General features: G+C 66.0%; 18 protein-coding genes. 10 read left to right on the forward strand and 8 right to left on the reverse strand.

The window, feature by feature from the left end:
• Positions 1–12: 12 nt before the first annotated feature.
• Both MUN23_RS09345 and MUN23_RS09350 read left to right on the forward strand, forming a co-directional pair.
• A complete protein-coding gene (locus MUN23_RS09345; RefSeq protein ID WP_248763533.1) occupies positions 13–2094 on the forward strand; it encodes a PTS mannitol transporter subunit IICBA in 2082 nt (693 codons plus the stop codon).
• Complete coding sequence (locus MUN23_RS09350) at positions 2094–3257, forward strand: mannitol-1-phosphate 5-dehydrogenase (protein WP_248763534.1); 1164 nt, start codon at positions 2094–2096, stop codon at positions 3255–3257. Before MUN23_RS09345 ends, MUN23_RS09350 begins: the two co-directional genes overlap by 1 nt.
• A gap of 172 nt (positions 3258–3429) precedes the next feature.
• On the opposite strand, the gene MUN23_RS09355 is transcribed toward MUN23_RS09350, so the two are convergent.
• Positions 3430–3708, reverse strand: a complete 279-nt coding sequence (locus MUN23_RS09355; protein WP_248763535.1) for a hypothetical protein — start codon at positions 3706–3708, stop codon at positions 3430–3432.
• Positions 3709–3805: 97 nt separating this feature from the next.
• On the opposite strand from MUN23_RS09355, the gene MUN23_RS09360 reads away from it, so the two are divergent.
• Positions 3806–4327 (forward strand): GNAT family N-acetyltransferase, encoded by a 522-nt coding sequence (locus MUN23_RS09360; protein WP_248763536.1) that lies wholly within the window; start codon positions 3806–3808, stop codon positions 4325–4327.
• 24 nt (positions 4328–4351) lie between these two features.
• Here the strand turns inward: MUN23_RS09360 and MUN23_RS09365 are convergent, their stop codons facing one another.
• The 3 genes from MUN23_RS09365 to rraA all read right to left on the reverse strand — a co-directional run bounded on the left by MUN23_RS09365 (position 4352) and on the right by rraA (position 8295).
• Positions 4352–5791 carry a sugar porter family MFS transporter gene (locus MUN23_RS09365; protein WP_248763537.1) on the reverse strand — a complete coding sequence of 480 codons (1440 nt, stop codon included), beginning with the start codon at positions 5789–5791 and terminating at the stop codon, positions 4352–4354.
• A gap of 217 nt (positions 5792–6008) precedes the next feature.
• Complete coding sequence (locus tag MUN23_RS09370) at positions 6009–7670, reverse strand: MDR family MFS transporter (protein ID WP_248763538.1); 1662 nt, start codon at positions 7668–7670, stop codon at positions 6009–6011.
• Positions 7671–7800: 130 nt separating this feature from the next.
• Positions 7801–8295, reverse strand: coding sequence for a ribonuclease E activity regulator RraA (gene rraA / locus MUN23_RS09375; RefSeq protein WP_248763539.1), 495 nt, complete (start codon positions 8293–8295; stop codon positions 7801–7803).
• Between the two features lie 139 nt (positions 8296–8434).
• Between rraA and MUN23_RS09380 the strand changes: the two genes are divergently transcribed.
• From MUN23_RS09380 to MUN23_RS09405, 6 genes are all read left to right on the forward strand, one after another.
• Entirely contained in the window at positions 8435–9739 is a 1305-nt protein-coding gene (locus MUN23_RS09380; protein ID WP_248763540.1) for an MFS transporter, read from the forward strand.
• Between the two features lie 100 nt (positions 9740–9839).
• Entirely contained in the window at positions 9840–10448 is a 609-nt protein-coding gene (locus MUN23_RS09385) for a TetR/AcrR family transcriptional regulator (protein WP_248763541.1), read from the forward strand.
• A 291-nt stretch (positions 10449–10739) separates the two neighbouring features.
• The gene (locus MUN23_RS09390; RefSeq protein ID WP_058930754.1) at positions 10740–11939 is read left to right on the forward strand and encodes an NADP-dependent malic enzyme; all 1200 of its coding nucleotides are present in this window, start codon (positions 10740–10742) and stop codon (positions 11937–11939) included.
• Positions 11940–12069: 130 nt separating this feature from the next.
• Positions 12070–12570, forward strand: a complete 501-nt coding sequence (locus tag MUN23_RS09395; RefSeq protein WP_248763542.1) for a DUF456 domain-containing protein — start codon at positions 12070–12072, stop codon at positions 12568–12570.
• A 35-nt stretch (positions 12571–12605) separates the two neighbouring features.
• Positions 12606–13571 carry a hypothetical protein gene (locus MUN23_RS09400; protein WP_248763543.1) on the forward strand — a complete coding sequence of 322 codons (966 nt, stop codon included), beginning with the start codon at positions 12606–12608 and terminating at the stop codon, positions 13569–13571.
• Positions 13572–13664: 93 nt separating this feature from the next.
• On the forward strand, positions 13665–14042 hold the full coding sequence (locus MUN23_RS09405) for a nuclear transport factor 2 family protein (protein ID WP_248763544.1): 378 nt from the start codon (positions 13665–13667) through the stop codon (positions 14040–14042).
• Here the strand turns inward: MUN23_RS09405 and MUN23_RS09410 are convergent.
• Positions 14039–14692, reverse strand: coding sequence for a LysE family translocator (locus MUN23_RS09410; protein ID WP_248763545.1), 654 nt, complete (start codon positions 14690–14692; stop codon positions 14039–14041). The two genes, MUN23_RS09405 and MUN23_RS09410, sit on opposite strands and share 4 nt — an antisense overlap.
• 105 nt (positions 14693–14797) lie before the next feature.
• Here MUN23_RS09410 and MUN23_RS09415 point away from each other — a divergent pair, with 105 nt between their 5' ends.
• Positions 14798–15253, forward strand: a complete 456-nt coding sequence (locus MUN23_RS09415; RefSeq protein WP_083510350.1) for an Lrp/AsnC family transcriptional regulator — start codon at positions 14798–14800, stop codon at positions 15251–15253.
• A gap of 37 nt (positions 15254–15290) precedes the next feature.
• On the opposite strand, the gene MUN23_RS09420 is transcribed toward MUN23_RS09415, so the two are convergent.
• The 3 genes from MUN23_RS09420 to MUN23_RS09430 all read right to left on the reverse strand — a co-directional run bounded on the left by MUN23_RS09420 (position 15291) and on the right by MUN23_RS09430 (position 17991).
• Complete coding sequence (locus MUN23_RS09420; protein WP_371876005.1) at positions 15291–15803, reverse strand: hypothetical protein; 513 nt, start codon at positions 15801–15803, stop codon at positions 15291–15293.
• Positions 15804–15940: 137 nt separating this feature from the next.
• On the reverse strand, positions 15941–17425 hold the full coding sequence (locus MUN23_RS09425; RefSeq protein WP_248763547.1) for a WXG100 family type VII secretion target: 1485 nt from the start codon (positions 17423–17425) through the stop codon (positions 15941–15943).
• Positions 17426–17532: 107 nt separating this feature from the next.
• Positions 17533–17991: an Lrp/AsnC family transcriptional regulator gene (locus MUN23_RS09430; RefSeq protein WP_248763548.1), complete on the reverse strand. Its 459-nt coding sequence runs from the start codon at positions 17989–17991 to the stop codon at positions 17533–17535.
• Positions 17992–18061: the final 70 nt, after the last annotated feature.

Here is an 18061-nt window from a genome sequence, read left to right on the forward strand (position 1 = left end):
TTAGGAAAGCACATGGCAACAGAGACAGTTGCGAAACCCCGCACCAGCCTGCGGGTTCACGTCCAGAAGTTCGGGACGTTCCTGTCCGGCATGATCATGCCCAACATCGGCGCGTTCATCGCGTGGGGCCTCATCACGGCCCTCTTCATTGAGAAGGGCTGGATCCCGGTCCCTGCCCTCGGTGGCTTCGACACCAACGCCGAGGGAGTGCCTAATGTGGGCCTGGTTGGCCCCATGATCACCTACCTGCTGCCGCTGCTGATCGCCTACACCGGCGGCCGGATGGTCTACGACGTCCGAGGCGGCGTGGTGGGAGCCATCGGCACCATGGGCGTCATTGTGGGCGCCGGCATCCCGATGTTCATCGGCGCCATGATCATGGGCCCCCTGGGCGGCTGGACCATGAAGAAGATCGACCTCCTGTGGGAGGGCAAGATCCGCCCGGGCTTCGAGATGCTGGTCAACAATTTCTCGGCCGGTATCTGGGGCGCGCTGCTGGCGATGCTGGGCTTCTACGGCATCTCGCCGCTGGTCCAGGCCTTCAGTACGGCCGCCGGCAATGTGGTCCAGTTCCTGGTCAACAACGGCCTGCTACCGCTCACCAGCATTTTCATCGAGCCCGCCAAGGTGCTGTTCCTGAACAACGCCATCAACCACGGCGTGCTGACCCCGCTGGGCATCCAGCAGTCGCTGGAGCAGGGCAAGTCCATCCTGTTCCTGCTTGAAGCCAACCCCGGCCCCGGCATGGGCATCCTGCTCGCGTACATGTTCTTCGGGAAGGGCCTGGCCAAGGGTTCGGCCTCCGGCGCAGCGATCATCCACTTCTTCGGCGGCATCCACGAAATTTACTTCCCGTACGTCCTGATGCGCCCGCTGCTGATCCTGGCCGCGATCGCGGGCGGCATGACGGGCATCGCCACCCTGGCCATCACCGGCTCCGGCCTCGTGGCGCCGGCGGCGCCTGGGTCGATCATCGCCGTGCTCGCCCAGACCTCCCGTGACAGCTACGTCGGGGTGATCCTCGCGGTGGTGCTCGCCACCACGGTTTCGTTCCTGGTGGCCTCGGTGATCCTGAAAACCACCAAGCACAGCGACGAGGTGGACCTGAGCGATGCCACGTCCAAGATGGAGGCCATGAAGGGCAAAAAGAGCTCCGTCTCCTCGGTGCTGACCGGCGCCGGTGCAGGCGTGGGCACGGCTGTCCTGGCCGGCCCCATCAAGAACATCGTGTTCGCCTGCGACGCCGGCATGGGCTCCAGTGCCATGGGCGCCTCGGTGCTGCGGAACAAGATCAAGGCTGCCGGCTTCCCGGACGTCAAGGTCACCAATGCCGCGATCGCCAACCTCAGTGACACCTACGACGTTGTCATCACCCACCAGGACCTGACCGAACGCGCCAAGCCCGTCACCTCCAGCGCCGCGCACTTCTCGGTGGATAACTTCATGAACAGCCCGCGGTACGACGAGATTGTGGAACTGGTCAAGGAGCACAACACCGAAGGCTCAACGCCCGACGCCGGTGCTGCCGACGCCGGTGCTGCCGCCGCCGGTGCTGCCGGCACCGCAGCTGGCGCCGGCCACGGCGCGCACGCTGCCAGTGCCCCGGCGGATGCGGCACCCGCCGCTGCCAGCGGTGCGGCACCTGCAGAGACGGCGGCGCCGTCGGACATCCTCGTAGCCGACAGCGTCATCCTTAACGGCACAGCCACCACCCGTGACGCGGCCATCGACGAAGCAGGTCAGCTTCTCCTGGCCCGCGGCGCCGTGGACGAGGGTTACCTCGCGGCCATGCACGAGCGTGAGGAATCCGTATCCACGTACATGGGCAGCTTCCTGGCCATCCCGCACGGCACCAACGCCGCCAAGGACCACATCCTGAAGTCCGCGGTGTGCGTGATCCGCTACCCGGACGGCATCGACTGGAACGGCAAGCAGGTCAAGTTCGTGGTGGGCGTGGCCGGCATCAACAACGAACACCTCCACATCCTGTCCTCCATCGCGAAGGTCTTCACCAACAAGGCCCAGGTGGCCCAGCTGGAAGCGGCTACGTCCGTTGAGGAAGTCCTGGAGCTGTTCGGAAAGGTGAACGCATAGTGAAGGCGGTACATTTCGGAGCCGGGAACATCGGCCGCGGCTTTGTGGGGCTGCTGCTGCACCAGGCCGGGTATGAGGTGGTGTTCGCGGATGTCGCGGACGCACTCATCGACCAGTTGACGGCAGCAGACAGCTACAACGTCCACGAGGTGGGGGAGAACCCCACCGTCCGGACGGTGGACAACTTCCGCGCGCTGAACTCCGGCACGCAGGAAGCGGAGCTGGTGCGGGAAATCGCGACGGCGGACATCGTCACCACCGCCGTGGGGCCGCACATCCTGAAGTTCGTGGCGCCCGCCATCACCAAGGGCATCGCAGCGCGGGCTGCCGGGCTGGCGCCGCTGCAGGTCATGGCCTGCGAGAACGCCATCAACGCCACGGACATCCTGCGGGCCGAAGTCGCCGCTCTCTGGGACGACGCCGCCGGGTCCCTGGACGCCGCGGCGGTGTTTGCGAACACCGCCGTGGACCGGATCGTGCCCAACCAGGCGCCTGGCCAGGGCCTGGATGTGACCGTGGAGACGTTCTACGAATGGGTCATCGACCGGACGGCGTTTGGCGATGCGGCCCCGGTCATCCCGGGCGCAACCTTCGTGGACCAGCTCTCGCCCTACATCGAGCGGAAGCTCTTCACCGTGAATACGGGGCACGCCTCGGCTGCGTACTTCGGCTTTGAGGCCGGGCTGGAAAAGATCTCCGAGGCCATGGCCGATCAGGACGTGGCGGAAGACGTCCGCGCGGTCCTGGAGGAAACCAAGCAGCTCCTCGTGGCCAAGCACGGCTTCAGCAACGACGAGCAGGAAGCCTATGTCCAGAAGATCCTGGTCCGGTTCTCCAACCCGCACCTGCCGGACACGGTGAACCGGGTGGGCCGCGCCCCGATGCGCAAGCTCAGCCGGCACGAACGGTTCATCGGCCCTGCGGCTGAGCTCGCAGAACGCGGGATCGTTCCCGAGGCGCTTCTGGGTGCCATCGCCGCGGCCCTGCGCTTCACCGACCCCGCCGACGCCGAGGCCACCGAGCTCGCGCAGATCCTGGCGGCCTCATCGTCCGCCGACGCCACGGCCAGGATCACAGGGCTGGCACCGGAGCACCCGTTGTTCGCGGCCGTGTCCACGCTGGTGGAGGAACGCCAGGCGGAAGGGGCGAAGGCCCCGGCCTGACCCTCACCGCACGCACCCACCGCCAGGACGCTCTCTCACGTCCTGCGGGTTTTTCGGGAACCCTCTCGCAGATCCTGCGGGTTTTTCGGGAACCCTCTCGCAGTAAAGTACGACGCCGGCACTCACCCGAGTGCCGGCGTCGTGCGTTACGTTCTTCGGCGACCCTCGCGCCTCAGGACTCCGGCTGGCTCACCCGGGCGAGTAATCCATCCAGATAGCGCATGACTAGTGAGGCGGCTATCAGGGCGGCGGAAAACGGGAGGAAAAACAACGTGACCAGTTGGAAGGCTGTGTGCAGGACCATGCCCAGCGCCTGTGAATAGGCTGGCCCTAACTGCAGCGATTGCATGATTTGCGGTGCAAGGATGATCGAGAAGGCGCCGATGACGCCCACAATTATTCCTGTCCGCAGAGTTGTTGCCGGCAAACGTGAGACCGTCTGCTGATCCATTCCAGGCCTTCCCCAAATGACTGTTGTTCCGTGCTGGCCCCAGCCAAGCACGAGCCCGCCTGGATCACAAGGAACCCGGCTGTGGAATGCTGGGGAGATGACCACGAACCCCGGCTCCTTGATCACCTTGCTGACTGCCGACGTCGACGGCGGGACCTTCCGCCTCAGGCACGCCGTGTCCGCGGACCTGCCCGCCATCGTGGCACTGCTGGCCGACGATTCCCTGGGCTCCGCCCGCGAACTGGGCCACGACATGGCGCCCTACGAGAGGGCCTTCGAAGCGATCGACGCCGACCCCTGCCACCTGCTGGTCGTGGGGGAGTACGTCCCGATGGGGGCAGCCGACGGCCCGGTCGTGGCCACCTTCCAGCTGAGTTTCCTGCCCGGCATTTCGCGGCAGGGTTCGTGGCGCTCGCAGCTTGAGGCGGTCCGCGTGGCAGGGAGCCTGCGTGGCCAGGGCCTGGGAAATGTGATGGTGCAGTGGGCCATCGAGGAGTCCCGGCGCCGCGGCTGCACCATGCTGCAGCTGACCACGCACAAGACCCGGACGGCGGCCCACCGGTTCTACGAACGCCTCGGCTTTGAGGCCAGCCATGAGGGCATGAAGCTCACGCTCTGAACTAGTTGGGGTATGCCCCGGACGCTATGCCTTCTTGGAACCCTTGGGCACAAACAGCGTCTCGGCCTGCTCCAGGGACATGCCGTTGGTCTCCGGCACCTTGTACATCACAAAGAAGAACGACGCCGCCGCGAACAGCGCGTACATGGCGTAGGTCAGGGGCAGGGAAGCCGCGGCCATCACGGGGAAGCTGAGCGTGATGGCAAAGTTGGCCACCCACTGCGCGGCTGCGGCCAGGCCCAAGGCGCGGGCACGGATCCGGGACGGGAAGATCTCACCAAGGAGGACCCAGACCAGCGGGCCCCAGGACGCGCCGAAGCTGACCACAAAGATGTTGGCCGCCACGAGGGCCACCGGGCCCCAGGCGCCCGGAAGGGAGATTTCGGAGCCTGAACCGACCGCGGCGGAGAATGCCAGCGCCATGGTGCCGAGTGAAACCGCCATGCCGATGGAACCGGCCAGGAGAATGGGGCGGCGGCCGATCCGGTCCACTAGGGCGATGGCCACGAGCGTCACCAGGATGTTGGTGATGGAGGTTGCCACCGAGATGGTGAGCGAGTCCTTCTCCTGGAAACCGACGGCCTTCCACAGCGTGGTGGAGTAGTAGAAGATCACGTTGATGCCAACGAACTGCTGCAGGACCGAGAGGACGATGCCCACCCAGACCACTGCCTGCAGGCCGAACGTCTTGCCGCGGAGCGAGCCCTTCTGGCCGGACAGCTTGTCCTCTTCGATGGCGTCCTGGATCTCGCGGATGTTCCGGTCGGTGTCCTCGGCCGGGGCGATGGAAGCGAAGACCTTGCGGGCTTCGTCTTCCTTGCCCTGGAACACCAGGAACCGCGGGGACTCCGGGAGGGTGTAGGCGATCCAGCCGTAGACCACTGCAGGAACCGCCGCGGCGAGGAACATCCAGCGCCAGGCCTCCAGGCCCAGCCAGAAGGCCTGGTCCGCGCCGCCGGCGGTGGTGGCGAAGAGCGCGTCGGACAGGAGCGCGGCGAAGATACCGGTGGTGATGGCCAGCTGCTGAAGCGATGCCAGCCGGCCACGGACCTGCCGCGGCGAAATCTCGGAAATGTAGGCCGGTGCAATTACTGACGCGAGGCCGATGCCGAGGCCGCCCACCAGGCGCCAGAAGATCAGGTCCCAGACGCCGAAGGCGAAGCCGGTTCCGATGGCGCTGACCAGGAACAGCAGCGCGCCGAGCTTCATGGCGGGGATGCGGCCGTAGCGGTCGGCGACTTTGCCGGCGAGGAACGCGCCTGCCGCGCAGCCCAGCAGGGCGATGGCCACGGCGAAGCCGGTGACGGCCTCGGAGAGCGCGAACTCATCCTTGATGGCGTCCACTGCACCGTTCACCACGGAGGAGTCGAAGCCGAACAGGAATCCGCCCACCGCGCCTGCGAGTGCCAGCCAGATCACCCGCTGCGGGATCTTGGCGGTGGTCTGCTCCTTGGCGGTGGGCATGCTGCTCCCTGGGTTTGGGGGTCGGGTGGATGCGGGTGCGGACGTCGTCGGCTGCGGTACCGGCTCACAGGCCGGCGCACACGCGCTAAACAGTGTGGCACGTCACCGCCCGCCGTTCCACTTCGGACCTGTGCCCGCCGAAACAGGAAGACGACGACGGCGGGGTGTGCCGTCGTCGTCGTCTTCCGTCTCCGTAAGGGGAGCCGAAGCTGCTGCCTTAGCGCGCCGCCACCGCAGCTGTGTCTCCGCGCGGGGCGACCTTCGGATCCGTCAGCTTTTTGTTCGGCAGCGCGAAGCTGATCAGGAACGCGATCCCGGTGAGGACGGCCGCGGTGATCATCACGGTGTCGATCGCGTACGCGAAGCCCTCGGTGATGGGCCGGGTGAGCACACTGTTCGCTGAGTGGAGCCAGCTGGTGTCATTGAGCGACTCGTTCGATGCCCCGTTCTGGAAGAACTCGTACAGCTTGGCGTTGGCGGGGTCCGCCGCCACGGCCGGGTCGCGCAGGACGGCCTGGTAGTCGGCACTGGACATGGCCGACTTCATCGTTTCGGCGATCCTGCTCGCGGCGAGGCTGAACAGCATGGAGATGAACACGGCCGTGCCCACGGCGCCGCCCATGGAGCGGAAGAACGCCGCGGAGGAGGTGCCCACGCCCATGTCCTTCGGCGGCACGGAGACCTGCATTGCCAGCGTGAGCGGCTGCATGCAGAACCCCAGGCCCATGCCGAAGAACACGGCGATCACGCCGGGAACCCAGAGGCCCGTGTCCACGCCCAGGGACAGGCCCATGGCCACGGCGGCGGCAGTGAGGATGCCCGTACCCACGATGGGGAAGATCCGGTACGTGCCCGACGCCGAAATGGTGCGGCCCGCGGTGATGGAACCGGTCAGGATGCCGAGGGTGAAGGTGATCATCATCAGGCCGGCTTCGGTGGGCGTGAGCCCCTTCACCAGCTGCAGGTACATGGGCAGCATGGCGATGGCCCCGAACATGCCGATGCCGATGATGAAGTTCAGCAGCGAGGACAGGCCAAAAGTAGCGTTCCGGAAGAGCCGGAGCGGGATCAGGGCGTAGTCGCCGGCGCGCTTTTCAGCCAGCAGGAACCAGACGATGCCGATCGCGCCGAGGCCGTAGCAGAGGAAGGAGTTCAGCGACGTAAAGCCCCAGCTGCGGCCCTGTTCCGCGACCAGGAGCAGCGGGACGATGGCGAGCGTGATGGCCGCTGCGCCGAAGTAGTCGATCTTCTGCTTCACGTGCTTGGCGGGCAGGTGCAGGAACATAAACACCACAGCCAGGGCCGCCAGGCCGATGGGCAGGTTGATGAAGAACACCCAGCGCCAGCCGTCAAAGCCCAGGATGTTGGCCGAACCTGCGAACGCGCCGCCCACCACCGGGCCGAGCACGGAGGAGATGCCGAACACCGACATGAAGTAGCCCTGGTACTTGGCCCGGTCCTTGAGGGACACGATGTCGCCGATGATGGTCAGCGCGAGGGCCAGCAGGCCGCCGGCGCCCAGGCCCTGGACGCCGCGGGCGATGGCCAGTTCCGTCATGGAGTGCACTGAGCCGGCGTAGAGCGAGCCGACCAGGAAGATCGCAATGGCGGTCAGGTACAGCGGGCGACGGCCGAAAATGTCGCTCAGCTTGCCGTACAGCGGCGTGCTGACGGTGGAGGTGATGAGGTAGGCGGTGGTGGCCCACGCCTGGAGGGACAGCCCGTCGAGGTCGTTGGCGATGGTGTAGATGGAGGTGGACACGATGGTCTGGTCCAGCGATGCCAGGAACATGCCCAGCATCAGCCCCACCATCACAGTGACGATCTGACGCTGCGTCAGGGTTTCGCCGGCGGCACGCACAGCGGTTGTTTTGGACATGGCTACTCCAGGAAAGAAAAGGGATCACGCTCGATAGTTGCTTTCAGTAACTATGTTAGTTCGCGTTTCATTCCCGCTGCCAGATATTTCGTCCGGAACCGCAGCCCCCACGGCAGCTGGAGGACCCAAATCAGCGCTCCACGAGGATGCCGTCCGGATCGCACCAGACGGTGGCGCCGGGACGGAAGGTCACGTCGTCGAGCACTACATCCACGTCAACCTCCCCGGCGCCGGCCTTGGCGCTCTTGCGCGGGTTGCTGCCCAGCGCCTTGACGCCCAGATCCAGGTGGGCAATGGCCTCGCGGTCGCGGATGGCGCCGTTAATTACGACGCCGGCCCAGCCGTTCGCCACGGCGCTCTCGGCGATCATGTCCCCCATCAGGGCGGTGCCCAGCGAGCCGCCGCCATCCACCACCAGCACCGCGCCATTGCCGGGGGTGGCCAAGGTGGACTTGACCAGGGCGTTGTCCTGGAAGCACCGGATGGTCCGTACGGGCCCGCTGAAGTGCGACCGGCCGCCGAGGGACTGGAACTGGACTGATACGGAGGCCAGCTCCTCGCCGCGCTCGTCGTACAGATCGGCGGTGTTTGGGCTCGTGGTGTTGCCTGCAGCAGAAGCGGTCATTGGATCTCCAGGTGTTGTCGTGGCGGGCTCCGCGCTTTTCCTTAGCCGCACAAGTTGGGCTCCGAATAACAAAGCGGGGCGATGCAGCCCACGATAGTCTGATTTTCAGCATCACCAACCGTTCCAGGGGGAACCAGCCATGAGCCTGTCCGACACACCCGCAGCACCGGATCCCAGCGCCGCATCGGCTCCCGAAGCGGGAGCGGAAGGCCCGACGGCGGCACTCGCCGAGCCGACCACGAAGGTCACCGCGCGATGGGTGACCGGTCTGGTACTGGTCAATGTTGGCATCAACGCCGCGTTCTTCGGACCCATCAACATCTTCATCGCCCAGCAGGCCATTGGCATCGACGAAACAAACAAGGAAGCCATCGCTTCCCTCGTACTTGGGTGCGGCGCCGCCGTATCCCTGGTGGCCAATCCGCTCTTCGGGGCGCTGTCCGACCGGACAGTCTCCGGTTTCGGCCGTCGTTCCCCCTGGGTCCTGGCCGGCGCCGTCCTGGCCACCGCCGCCTTGCTGGCGATGTCCGGAGCCGCGGCTGTTGCCCTGATGGTCCTGTTCTGGTGCCTGGTCCAGCTGGGCGCCAACGCGGCCTATGCGGCCATCACCGCCGCCATCCCGGACCGGGTGCCGGTGCTGCAGCGCGGCGGAGTGGGGGGTCTGGCGGCCCTGGGCCAAACGGCGGGCATCCTCCTGGGCGCAGTCTTCGGGGCTGTCGTGTCGGGAAACTTCATGGTGGGGTACACCATGTGTGCGGCCGCCCTGCTGTTCTCCGTGGTGCCGTACCTGTTCCACCGGAATGACCCGCCGCTGCCCAGGGAGCTCCGGCCGCCGTTCTCGTGGGGCAGTTTCCTCCGGGGCTTCTGGATCAGCCCGGCCCGCCACCCTGACTTCGCCTGGGCGTGGCTCACCCGCTTCCTGGTCAACGTCTGCAACCAGCTGACCATTGTTTACCTGATCTTTTTCCTCGGGGACGTCCTCAAGCATGAGAACCCGGCGCTGGGAGTCCTGACCCTGACCGGGATCTATGCGGCGCTGGTCATGGTTACTGCGGTGCTTGCGGGCCCCTGGAGCGACCGGGTGGGCAAGCGCAAGCCCTTCGTGATCGCCTCCTCCGTCATGATCGCCATGGCAGGCCTCACCATGGCGTTCTTCCCCGTGTGGACCGGCGCCCTGGTTGGGGCCGCCATCCTGGGTATCGGCTACGGCGCCTACCAAGCCGTTGACTTTGCGCTGCTGACGCAGGTGCTGCCGCAGGCCGCGGACCGCGGCAAGGATATGGGGGTCATTAACGTGGCCGCCTCGCTGCCGCAGGTGTTCGCGACAGGCCTCGCTTTCCTCGCGGTGACGCAGTTCGGCGGCTACGTCACGCTGTTCACCACGGCCGCCGTCATCGGCCTGCTGGGAGCTGTGTTCGTGGTCAAGATCAAGGGCGTGGACTGAGGCGCCAACGCCGCGTGGCGTATTGTTGAGGCAGACTGCAGGGCGGCCGGGATGGGGATCCGCCGGCCGCTGCACCATAATTCACAACCCCGGAATCCTGATGCCCGAGACACTTTCAGCCCATCCGTCCATGGCCGCCCGGCCCTCCACACCGCGTCAGCGGCTGCGCTACACGCGCGTCCTTGAGTCTGCCGCAGGGTTTGCCCGCAAAGGGCTGGAGTCCGTGGACCTCGCGGAAATTTCGGAAAAGTCCGGCGTGCCGTCGGGCACGGTCTACCGCTATTTCCCCACCGCCAACCACCTGATGCTGTCGCTCTACCGCCAGCAGCTGGACGAGCTTCAGGCCCGGGCCCGCACGTCGGCGGCCAGCTTCGGCGGCCGGGCCCTCACCGGCGTGGTGATGGAGATCTTCCATATGCGCGTGATGCAGCCCGCCGTCGAGCAGTGCCTGACCCGCTGCGTCTACCTCAAAGACAAGGACACCACGGCGCTCCTGCATGAAATCGATGCCCTGAGCGAAACGGCTGTAGCCACCGCCTCCGACGACGCCGTGGCGGCCCGCGTGCTCCTGCTGACCGTCACTGGTCTGGTCCAGTCAGTCCGCAACCGCCGGCTCTCGCTTTTTGAGGCCGAAGAAGACCTCAAAAAGGCCTGCACCCTGCTTGCTCCGGTAGCTTCCGGGGCCCGCGCTGCCCACCGATCGGCGTAACTGGTCTAGACCAATCGGCCAATAAATACGTCTTTATGCCGTGACGTGGCTCACAAAACGGCCTGATTAAACGATTTGTCATGCCCCAGGGCACCCAAATGCACTTTCTGGCGCGTTGGCGCTGTTTATTATGGCAGGACCGGAGTGGCTGGCAACCAGCAACTGCAAGGGCTTCACCCCCGGGCCCGCCACCATTGGGCCCACGAAGCGCCGAATATGACCACCTTGAGCCTCCCTGTGCTTGAGCCTTTCTGCGCCGTGCGCCCACGGCTAGCCCCAGGAGACAACGACGTGTCCATTGACGTAATCGCACCGACCGACAATTCAGCAGCCACTGCCCTGAGCGAGGCCGAGATCTTCGACGCCCACCAGGGCGGGAAGCTCTCGGTGACCAGCACGGTCCCGCTGTCCAACAAGCGCGACCTTTCCATCGCCTACACCCCCGGTGTGGCCGAGGTCAGCCGCGCCATCCACAACAACCCGGAACTCGCCAAGACCCTCACCTGGGCGCAGCGCCTGGTGGTTGTGGTCAGCGACGGCACCGCGGTGCTGGGCCTGGGCAACATCGGCGCCGCCGCATCCCTGCCGGTGATGGAGGGCAAGTCCGCCCTGTTCAAGACGTTCGGCGAGCTGGATTCCATTCCCCTGGTCCTGAACACCACGGACGTCGATGAGATCGTGGAAACCCTGGTCCGCCTCCGCCCCAGCTTCGGCGCCGTCAACCTTGAGGACATCTCGGCCCCCCGGTGCTTCGAGCTGGAAGAGAAGCTGATCGAGGCGCTGGACTGCCCGGTCATGCACGATGACCAGCACGGCACTGCGGTGGTGGCCCTCGCCGCCCTGACGAACGCCGCCAAGGTCACCGGCCGCGAACTCGCAGACCTCCGCGTGGTGGTTTCGGGCGCCGGAGCCGCGGGCATCGCCGTCGCCGAAATCCTGCTCGCCGCCGGCATCACGGATGTAGTCCTGCTCGACTCCAAGGGCGTCATCAACCGCGAACGGGCCGACATTGCCGCCGACCCGCAGAGCAAGAAATCCCAGATGGCACAGCGCAGCAACCCCCGCAGCGTCACGGGCGGCCCCGGCGAAGCGCTGCTCGGCGCCGACGTGTTCATCGGGGTTTCCTCCTCGAAGCTGGACGAGGCGCATCTGAAGCTGATGAACGCCGACTCCATCGTGTTCGCCCTCTCCAACCCGGACCCCGAAGTCCTTCCCGAGGTGGCCGCCAAGTACGCCGCCGTGGTGGCCACCGGCCGCAGCGACTTCCCCAACCAGATCAACAACGTCCTGGCCTTCCCCGGAATCTTCCGCGGCGCGCTGGACGCCGGCGCCCGCCGGATCACGCCCGCCATGAAGCTCGCCGCGGCCCGCGCCATTGCCGAACTCGCGGAAGCTGACCTTTCGGTGGACTACATCGTGCCCAGCCCACTGGATCCGCGCGTTGCCCCGGCAGTGACGGCCGCCGTCGCCGCCGCCGTGGAAGCCGAGTAACCTCCGCCGATACAACCTGACATAACGCCCGACGGCGGTGCCTCCCCGCGCAGGGGACGCACCGCCGTCGGGCTTTAAGTGTGAAGTAAACCTGCGAAGCTCACCTCTGCGCCACCCTAAACTGGGGCACATGAACTCCGAAACCGTGGTGAGCATCCTGTGCGGCCTGGCGATCCTCGTGGGGGTGGCGGGCACCATCATCCCCATCCTGCCCGGCAGCTTCCTGATCGGGCTCAGCCTGCTGGCGTGGGCTATCTGGGGCGGAGCCGGTGCTATCGGCTGGGTGGTTTTCGCGGTGGGCATGGTGTTTGTGCTGGCCGGTATGTCGGCCAGCGCCGTGCTGACCGGACGGAAACTCAAGCAGCACGGCATTCCCAGCCGGAGCGTGGTGATCGGCCTCGTGGCGGGCGTGATCGGCATGTTCATCATCCCCGTCGTGGGGCTCTTTATCGGGTTCGCCGCCGGCCTGCTGCTCAGCGAGCTGCACCGGACCCGGCGCTTCCGCACCGCAACCACCACCAGCTGGGCCGCCCTGAAGGCCACCGGGCTGGGCATGCTGGCGGAGTTCGGGCTGGCGTGCCTGGCGGGCAGCACCTGGGTGATCGGGCTCTGGGTTGCCGCCGCCACGTAGGGCGTGCACGCAGGTCCGCCACGTAGCATGGAGGGATGACCGCGGGGGATGCCAGAGGACCGATTTACCGGGACGCGCGTGACCTGACGCCGTTCGGGAACGCCCACCTGCAGACCCCTGTCCGGGAACTCGCCGGCAGCGTGGGCGGGCTGATCCATGGTGTGCTGGGTGGCCGGGATGCCGCGCTGATTGCCGTGGACGGCGAGGTTCCCAGGCTCAAGCGGATGCCGGGCAAGGCGCCCAAAGCAGTCCACGATGCCATCTTCACCAGCAGGGAACCTGAGCGGCTCATCGCCGTGGGCCGCATGTATCCGGGCTGGGCCGGGCTCTGTTCCGTTATGGCCGGCCTCCTGGCGTACCAGCACGGCGGCTACCTGCGTGCGTCCGAACTCCTCCAGCGCGGCCTGTCCATCAGGAACGACGACGACGCCAACCAGTATGCGGCCACCTATCTCACGCGTGTGGTCACCCGGGTGGAGGTTGCCGAGCGCATCGAAGTCCCCGTGCTGTTCAGCCAGGAATCGGTCTTCCTGGCCCTGTCGCACTCCCTGCGGGAGACGGGCCAGCTGGAAGCCGCGCTGCAGACGGTGGCCGGGCTGCCGCCGTCGTTGCCTTCAGCTTTGGCCCGCTGCGCACTGGCGTTCGCGCTGGGACGCGATAAGGAAGTGGTGATCTGGACCGAGGGGCTGCTGAACTCCGACGACCTCTCGGCGGCCCTGCTGCTGCTCCGCGGGCGTGTGCTCCGGCGGCTCGGCGCCCACGCACAAGCGCACGAGGCCCTGAAGGAGGTGCTCCGCCGTCGGAAAACGGACGTGGTGCTCCGCAATGACGCCATCACCGACCGTGCCCTGCTGGTGCTCGACAACGGCCGCAAATCCCTCAACCCGCGGGACTGGCTCCGCGGCCGGCCGGCGGAGCTGGCGACGTTCGATGTCATCCGCAAGGACATTGACGAGCGCCGGCTGTGGGAGCAGGAGTGGGAAAACCTGGACGGGAAATAGGCTTCGGGCGCGGGCGGCCTTAGGGACTTGCCTGGTGGCGTTGCCTTGTGGCGTTGCCTTGTGGACCGGGCCGCCTCGGAGTACAACGGAGGCATGAGCGACGCAGTCCGGTCCTGGATGGAAAAGTACATCGCGGCGTGGACCTCCAACAACCCGGACGACATCAGGGCACTGTTCACCGAGGAAGCCGTCTACGCCACCCGGCCGCACGATGCCGACTCATGGCGGGGCCGCGAGCAGATCGTGGACCGCTGGCTGGAGGCGCAGGACGACCCCGGGAACTGGACCTTTGACTGGACGCTGCTTGGGGCTGATAGCGGGCTGGGGACCGACGGCGGGCTGGCCTTTGTGCAGGGGTTCACGGACTACGTCGGCGATAATCCCAGCTACGACAACCTGTGGGTCATCCGCCTCGAACCGGACGGTCGGGCGTCGGAGTTCACGGAATGGTTTATGGAGCGCAAAGCCTAGGTTTGCTGCGTGAGCCCGGCAACGAGCGGAACCAGCTGCTCCGAGAGGAGCACCACGCCGAGGGCAACCATGATGATGCCGCTGGCCAGGGTGACTGTCCGTGCGGCACCAGGCCGTGACTGCAGGAGTTTGCGGGCCAGCAGCGCCACGCAGGTGTAGACGGTTCCGGCCAGCAGGACAAACGTGAGGCCCAGCAGGCCGGACTGGACGGGGACCGGGAGGGAAGCCTCCGGGCTGACGAACTGCGGCACCAGCGCCACATAGAACAGCAGCCCCTTGGGGTTGATGCCGCTGGTGCCCATGCCCTGAAGGAACGTGCGGAGCTGGTTGGCGGGCTTCCCGACGGCGTCTGCCGCACTGAAGGAGGCCCCGCGCCAGGAGCGGAGGGTGCTGATGCCCAGCCACAGCAGGTAGCCCGCGCCGGCCACGGTCAGCCAGCCCAGGACGCCGGGATGGCCGGACAGCAGGGCCGCGAGACCTGCCACCATCAGCAGCGTATGCAGGACGTAGCCGCCGCACAGTCCGGCCACGGCCGGGACGAAGCTGCGCTGCCGCAGACCCGCCGTGATGGAGTACGCCCAGTCCACGCCGGGGGTGCAGGCGAGGGCGACAGCCACCAGCACAAAGGCGAAAAACAACTGGGGATTCATGGCGGGCTCCTGTCCGATTAGGTACAGGACAAACCTTATGAAGTTTCCGGCCATAAGTGCTTACCCTTTTCGCTCAGTTCGAGTCCGAATTGGTAAGATATTTGCGTGATTGACCACATCGACAGAAACATTTTGCGCCACCTCAAAGAGGATGGCCGGATGACCGCCACAGCACTGGCCGCGAAGGTCGGGCTCACGGTGGCGCCATGCCACCGGAGGCTCCGGGATTTGGAGACGTCGGGCGTGATCCGCGGCTACAAGGCGGACATCGATCCGGCCGCCGTCGGGTTGGGTTTTGAGGCCATTGTCTTTGTGACTTTGCGCCAGGTGGACCGCTCCACCATGGAGATCTTCGAGAACCGGGTGGCGGACAATCCCAACATTGTGGAGGCCCAGCGGCTGTTCGGCTCGCCGGACTACCTGCTGAAGGTCATCGCCGAGGACCTGCCCGGCTACCAGCGCTTCTACGACGCCGAGCTCACGTCACTGCCTGGGGTTGAGCGGCTGACGTCCACGCTGGTGATGAAGAACATCAAGTCCAATGCGGGCCCGCCGCTTTAGCGCTTGTGCCCTTGAGATGCGTCCGTCCTGCGTTGCCTCAGTCCGTGGGGCGGACGTGGACGATGATCACCTGGGTGTCCTTGCCGCCGTCGTACCGGAGGTCGTAATTCACGTCCAGGCCCGTCGACGTGCCCGACGTGATGGAGAAATCAGTCTTTCGTTCCGGGTCCCGCTGGGCGCCGGCGATCCAGCGTTCTGCCGAGTCGCCGTCAATCCCGTACCGCGCCACACCGTCCCGGATGAGCTCAAAATACTCGTCGGGAGAGCCAGCGGTGAGGAAGTAAGTGACCTCGCTGAAGTCCGGCCGCTTGTTCGTGGTGTTCAAGCGGATGCGGTCCGTTTCCCCGCTGATCTCGCCGCTCGGAGCAACGATGGTGAGCTTAATCTTTCCCGAGTCCTTCGTGTTGATCTCGGGCCCATAGCTGTCTTCCGTGACCCGCACAGCAGCCTTTTCCAGCTTTCCCGAACTCATGTCCAGCCGGGCGGTCTTGGAGTCACGGATCCGGTCCACGCCGGCAGCGTCGAGGGTGGAAAATTCCGAGGTGCTCATGGTGCTCCCTTGAGAGGTGGGTTCGTTCGTGGTGCCACTGATCTGGCAGCCCGTCAGGGCGAGGCAAGCGGCAAGGGCGAGGAGTACGACGGCGGGCCGCCGGCTCTGGCGCCGAGGTGCGGTTGGGCATGTGGTCTTCACTGGTGGACCTCCGCGCCGAAGCCATCCACAAAGCGGTCCATGATGCCGGGGATGTTGTTGGTGGGGCGGTGCTGCTCCACGCGGTCGTTGAAGTCCGAACCGATAATCTGCTCCGCACGTCCCGGATCCGTCGCCAGGAGGTCTTGGTAGGCCGGGAGGGTGTCCTGCCGGATGAGGTCCCACCGCTGGTCCGCGTGGGAGATGTTCCCATCTGGGAAGCCGGTGGTGAAGTCGGTGCGGAACTGCGTGGGGTTGTCCCAGTTGGTGAAGGGCACGTTTTTCGGGCCGGGGCTCTCCACGCTGAAGGTGTAGGGAAAGACTTCCGGGTAGCTCTTGGCGCCCGGGATGGACGGCTCGCCGGCTAGCGTGACCAGGTACGTCACGGCCTCTCCGCCAGGGTGGTTCCGCATGTCGTCGTAGTCGTCCGCGATGATTTCGTTCTGCTCGCGGTACAGGAGGGCGGTGTTGCCTTCCTGGATCAGGTCCGGGTCGCCGGAATCGATCTTCGCCCATTCCTCGGCGGTACCCGTATCGATGGCACCCGAGTCCCGCAGTCTATTGATCTCCTCGATTCCGCCGCTCATGTAGGCCTCATGTTGGCGGGCTTGGTCCAGGAAGATCTCCTTGTTCATATCCAGCATGCTGGTCTCGTAGTAACGGATCTCCTGGTCGGTCATGCCTGCGAGCTGTTCGATCTGATCAAGGATGGGGAGCGGGATGTCCGAGGCCGGATTGTCCGCGATCTGCTGGGCGAGGTCCCGCAGCATGGCCATGTCCTTGAAGCCGCCCGCGAAGGACGGGCCGATCATGTTGGCCATGCCGGCCCACTGCAGGTCCGGGTTGGAGAGGTATGCCTGGCCGTAGAAGTCGTAGACCTTCTTGATGGTCTCCCAGTTGTGTTCGGTGCCTTTGGAGGTGTCCCAGCTGGCGGGGTCGATGCCCATGTCCAGCATGGCCTGGTTGTTCCAGTAGTCGCTGAGAAAATCCGCGTATTCCTCGGAGCTTTTGTCGATCAGCCCCGAATCGGCGGCCGCATCCAGGGCGGCCTTTGCGGCCTCGGGGTTTTCAAGCGCCCACTGCCTGAATTCCTCGCTGCCGAGGTAGTCCTGGCGTTCTTCGGGGGTCATGCCGTTCAGCCGGTCCGTCAGGTCCTGGGCAGCGCCGTTCCCGGAACCGCTGCCACCACTCCCGGAGCCACCGCCTGAACCGGCCCCGTCGCTGGCCTTCTCCTGCTCGTCGGCGTTGGCGAGCAGCGACTTGGATGCCGACTCCAGCCCGGCCGTTGCGGACTTCAGCAGCTTCGAGTGCGATGACGTCCAGTCGCTGCGGAAGCGCTCGCCGTCGGCCCCTTTCCAGGCGCCGGTGCTGATGACACTGCTTAGCTGCTGGCCGAGCAGGCTCAACCTGGTGGCGCCGCCTGCCAGGTCCTTGGCGAGCTGCCGCAACTGGGCAACGTCGCCGCCGTAAAAGTTTCCCGCCATGTTTCCCCCTGAGTGGATTCCCGTGCCAGCCTAGCTGCGATGCGTCCGCGAGGGCGATGGGGAGAGCTCCCCGTGCGGGGTCGAGTGCGGGCCCGGAGTGACGGAACTCAGTCCTGCAACAGTCCGGTGGTCCGGTACGGGATGACTTCCCGCAGGAACATGCTGGTGGACGTCCGGACAATGCCGGGGCAGAGCCTGATCTCCTCGGACACGCGGTAGAGGTCGTCCGGGCTGGTGGCTACCACGCGGATCAGCAGGTCGGTGTCGCCGGCCGGGGCATGGCATTCGAGGACCTCGGGGATTTTACGGAGCGCCGCGATGGCTTCGTTGAGGTGGCTCTGGTCCAGTTCGGCGCTGACGGCCGCGGCCACACCCCTGCCCAGGGCGGAGGGGAGCACGCGGCTGCTGTTGGGACGGAGTGCGCCCGACGCCGTCATCCGCTCCAGGCGCGACTGGACGGTCCCGCGCGCCAGGCCCAGCCGCTGGGCCAGCACCATGACGGGGACGCGGGGGTCCTCGTCCAGGGCATTGAGGATGCGCTTGTCCGTGGCGTCCAATTGCTGCAATCTGATCAGTTCCTGTCGGAGTATGTGGTCCCTGTTGGTCAGACTGACCAATGAAATGCTTGCTAGTTGT

Source organism: Pseudarthrobacter sp. SSS035 (assembly GCF_023273875.1).
Classification (GTDB): domain Bacteria; phylum Actinomycetota; class Actinomycetes; order Actinomycetales; family Micrococcaceae; genus Arthrobacter.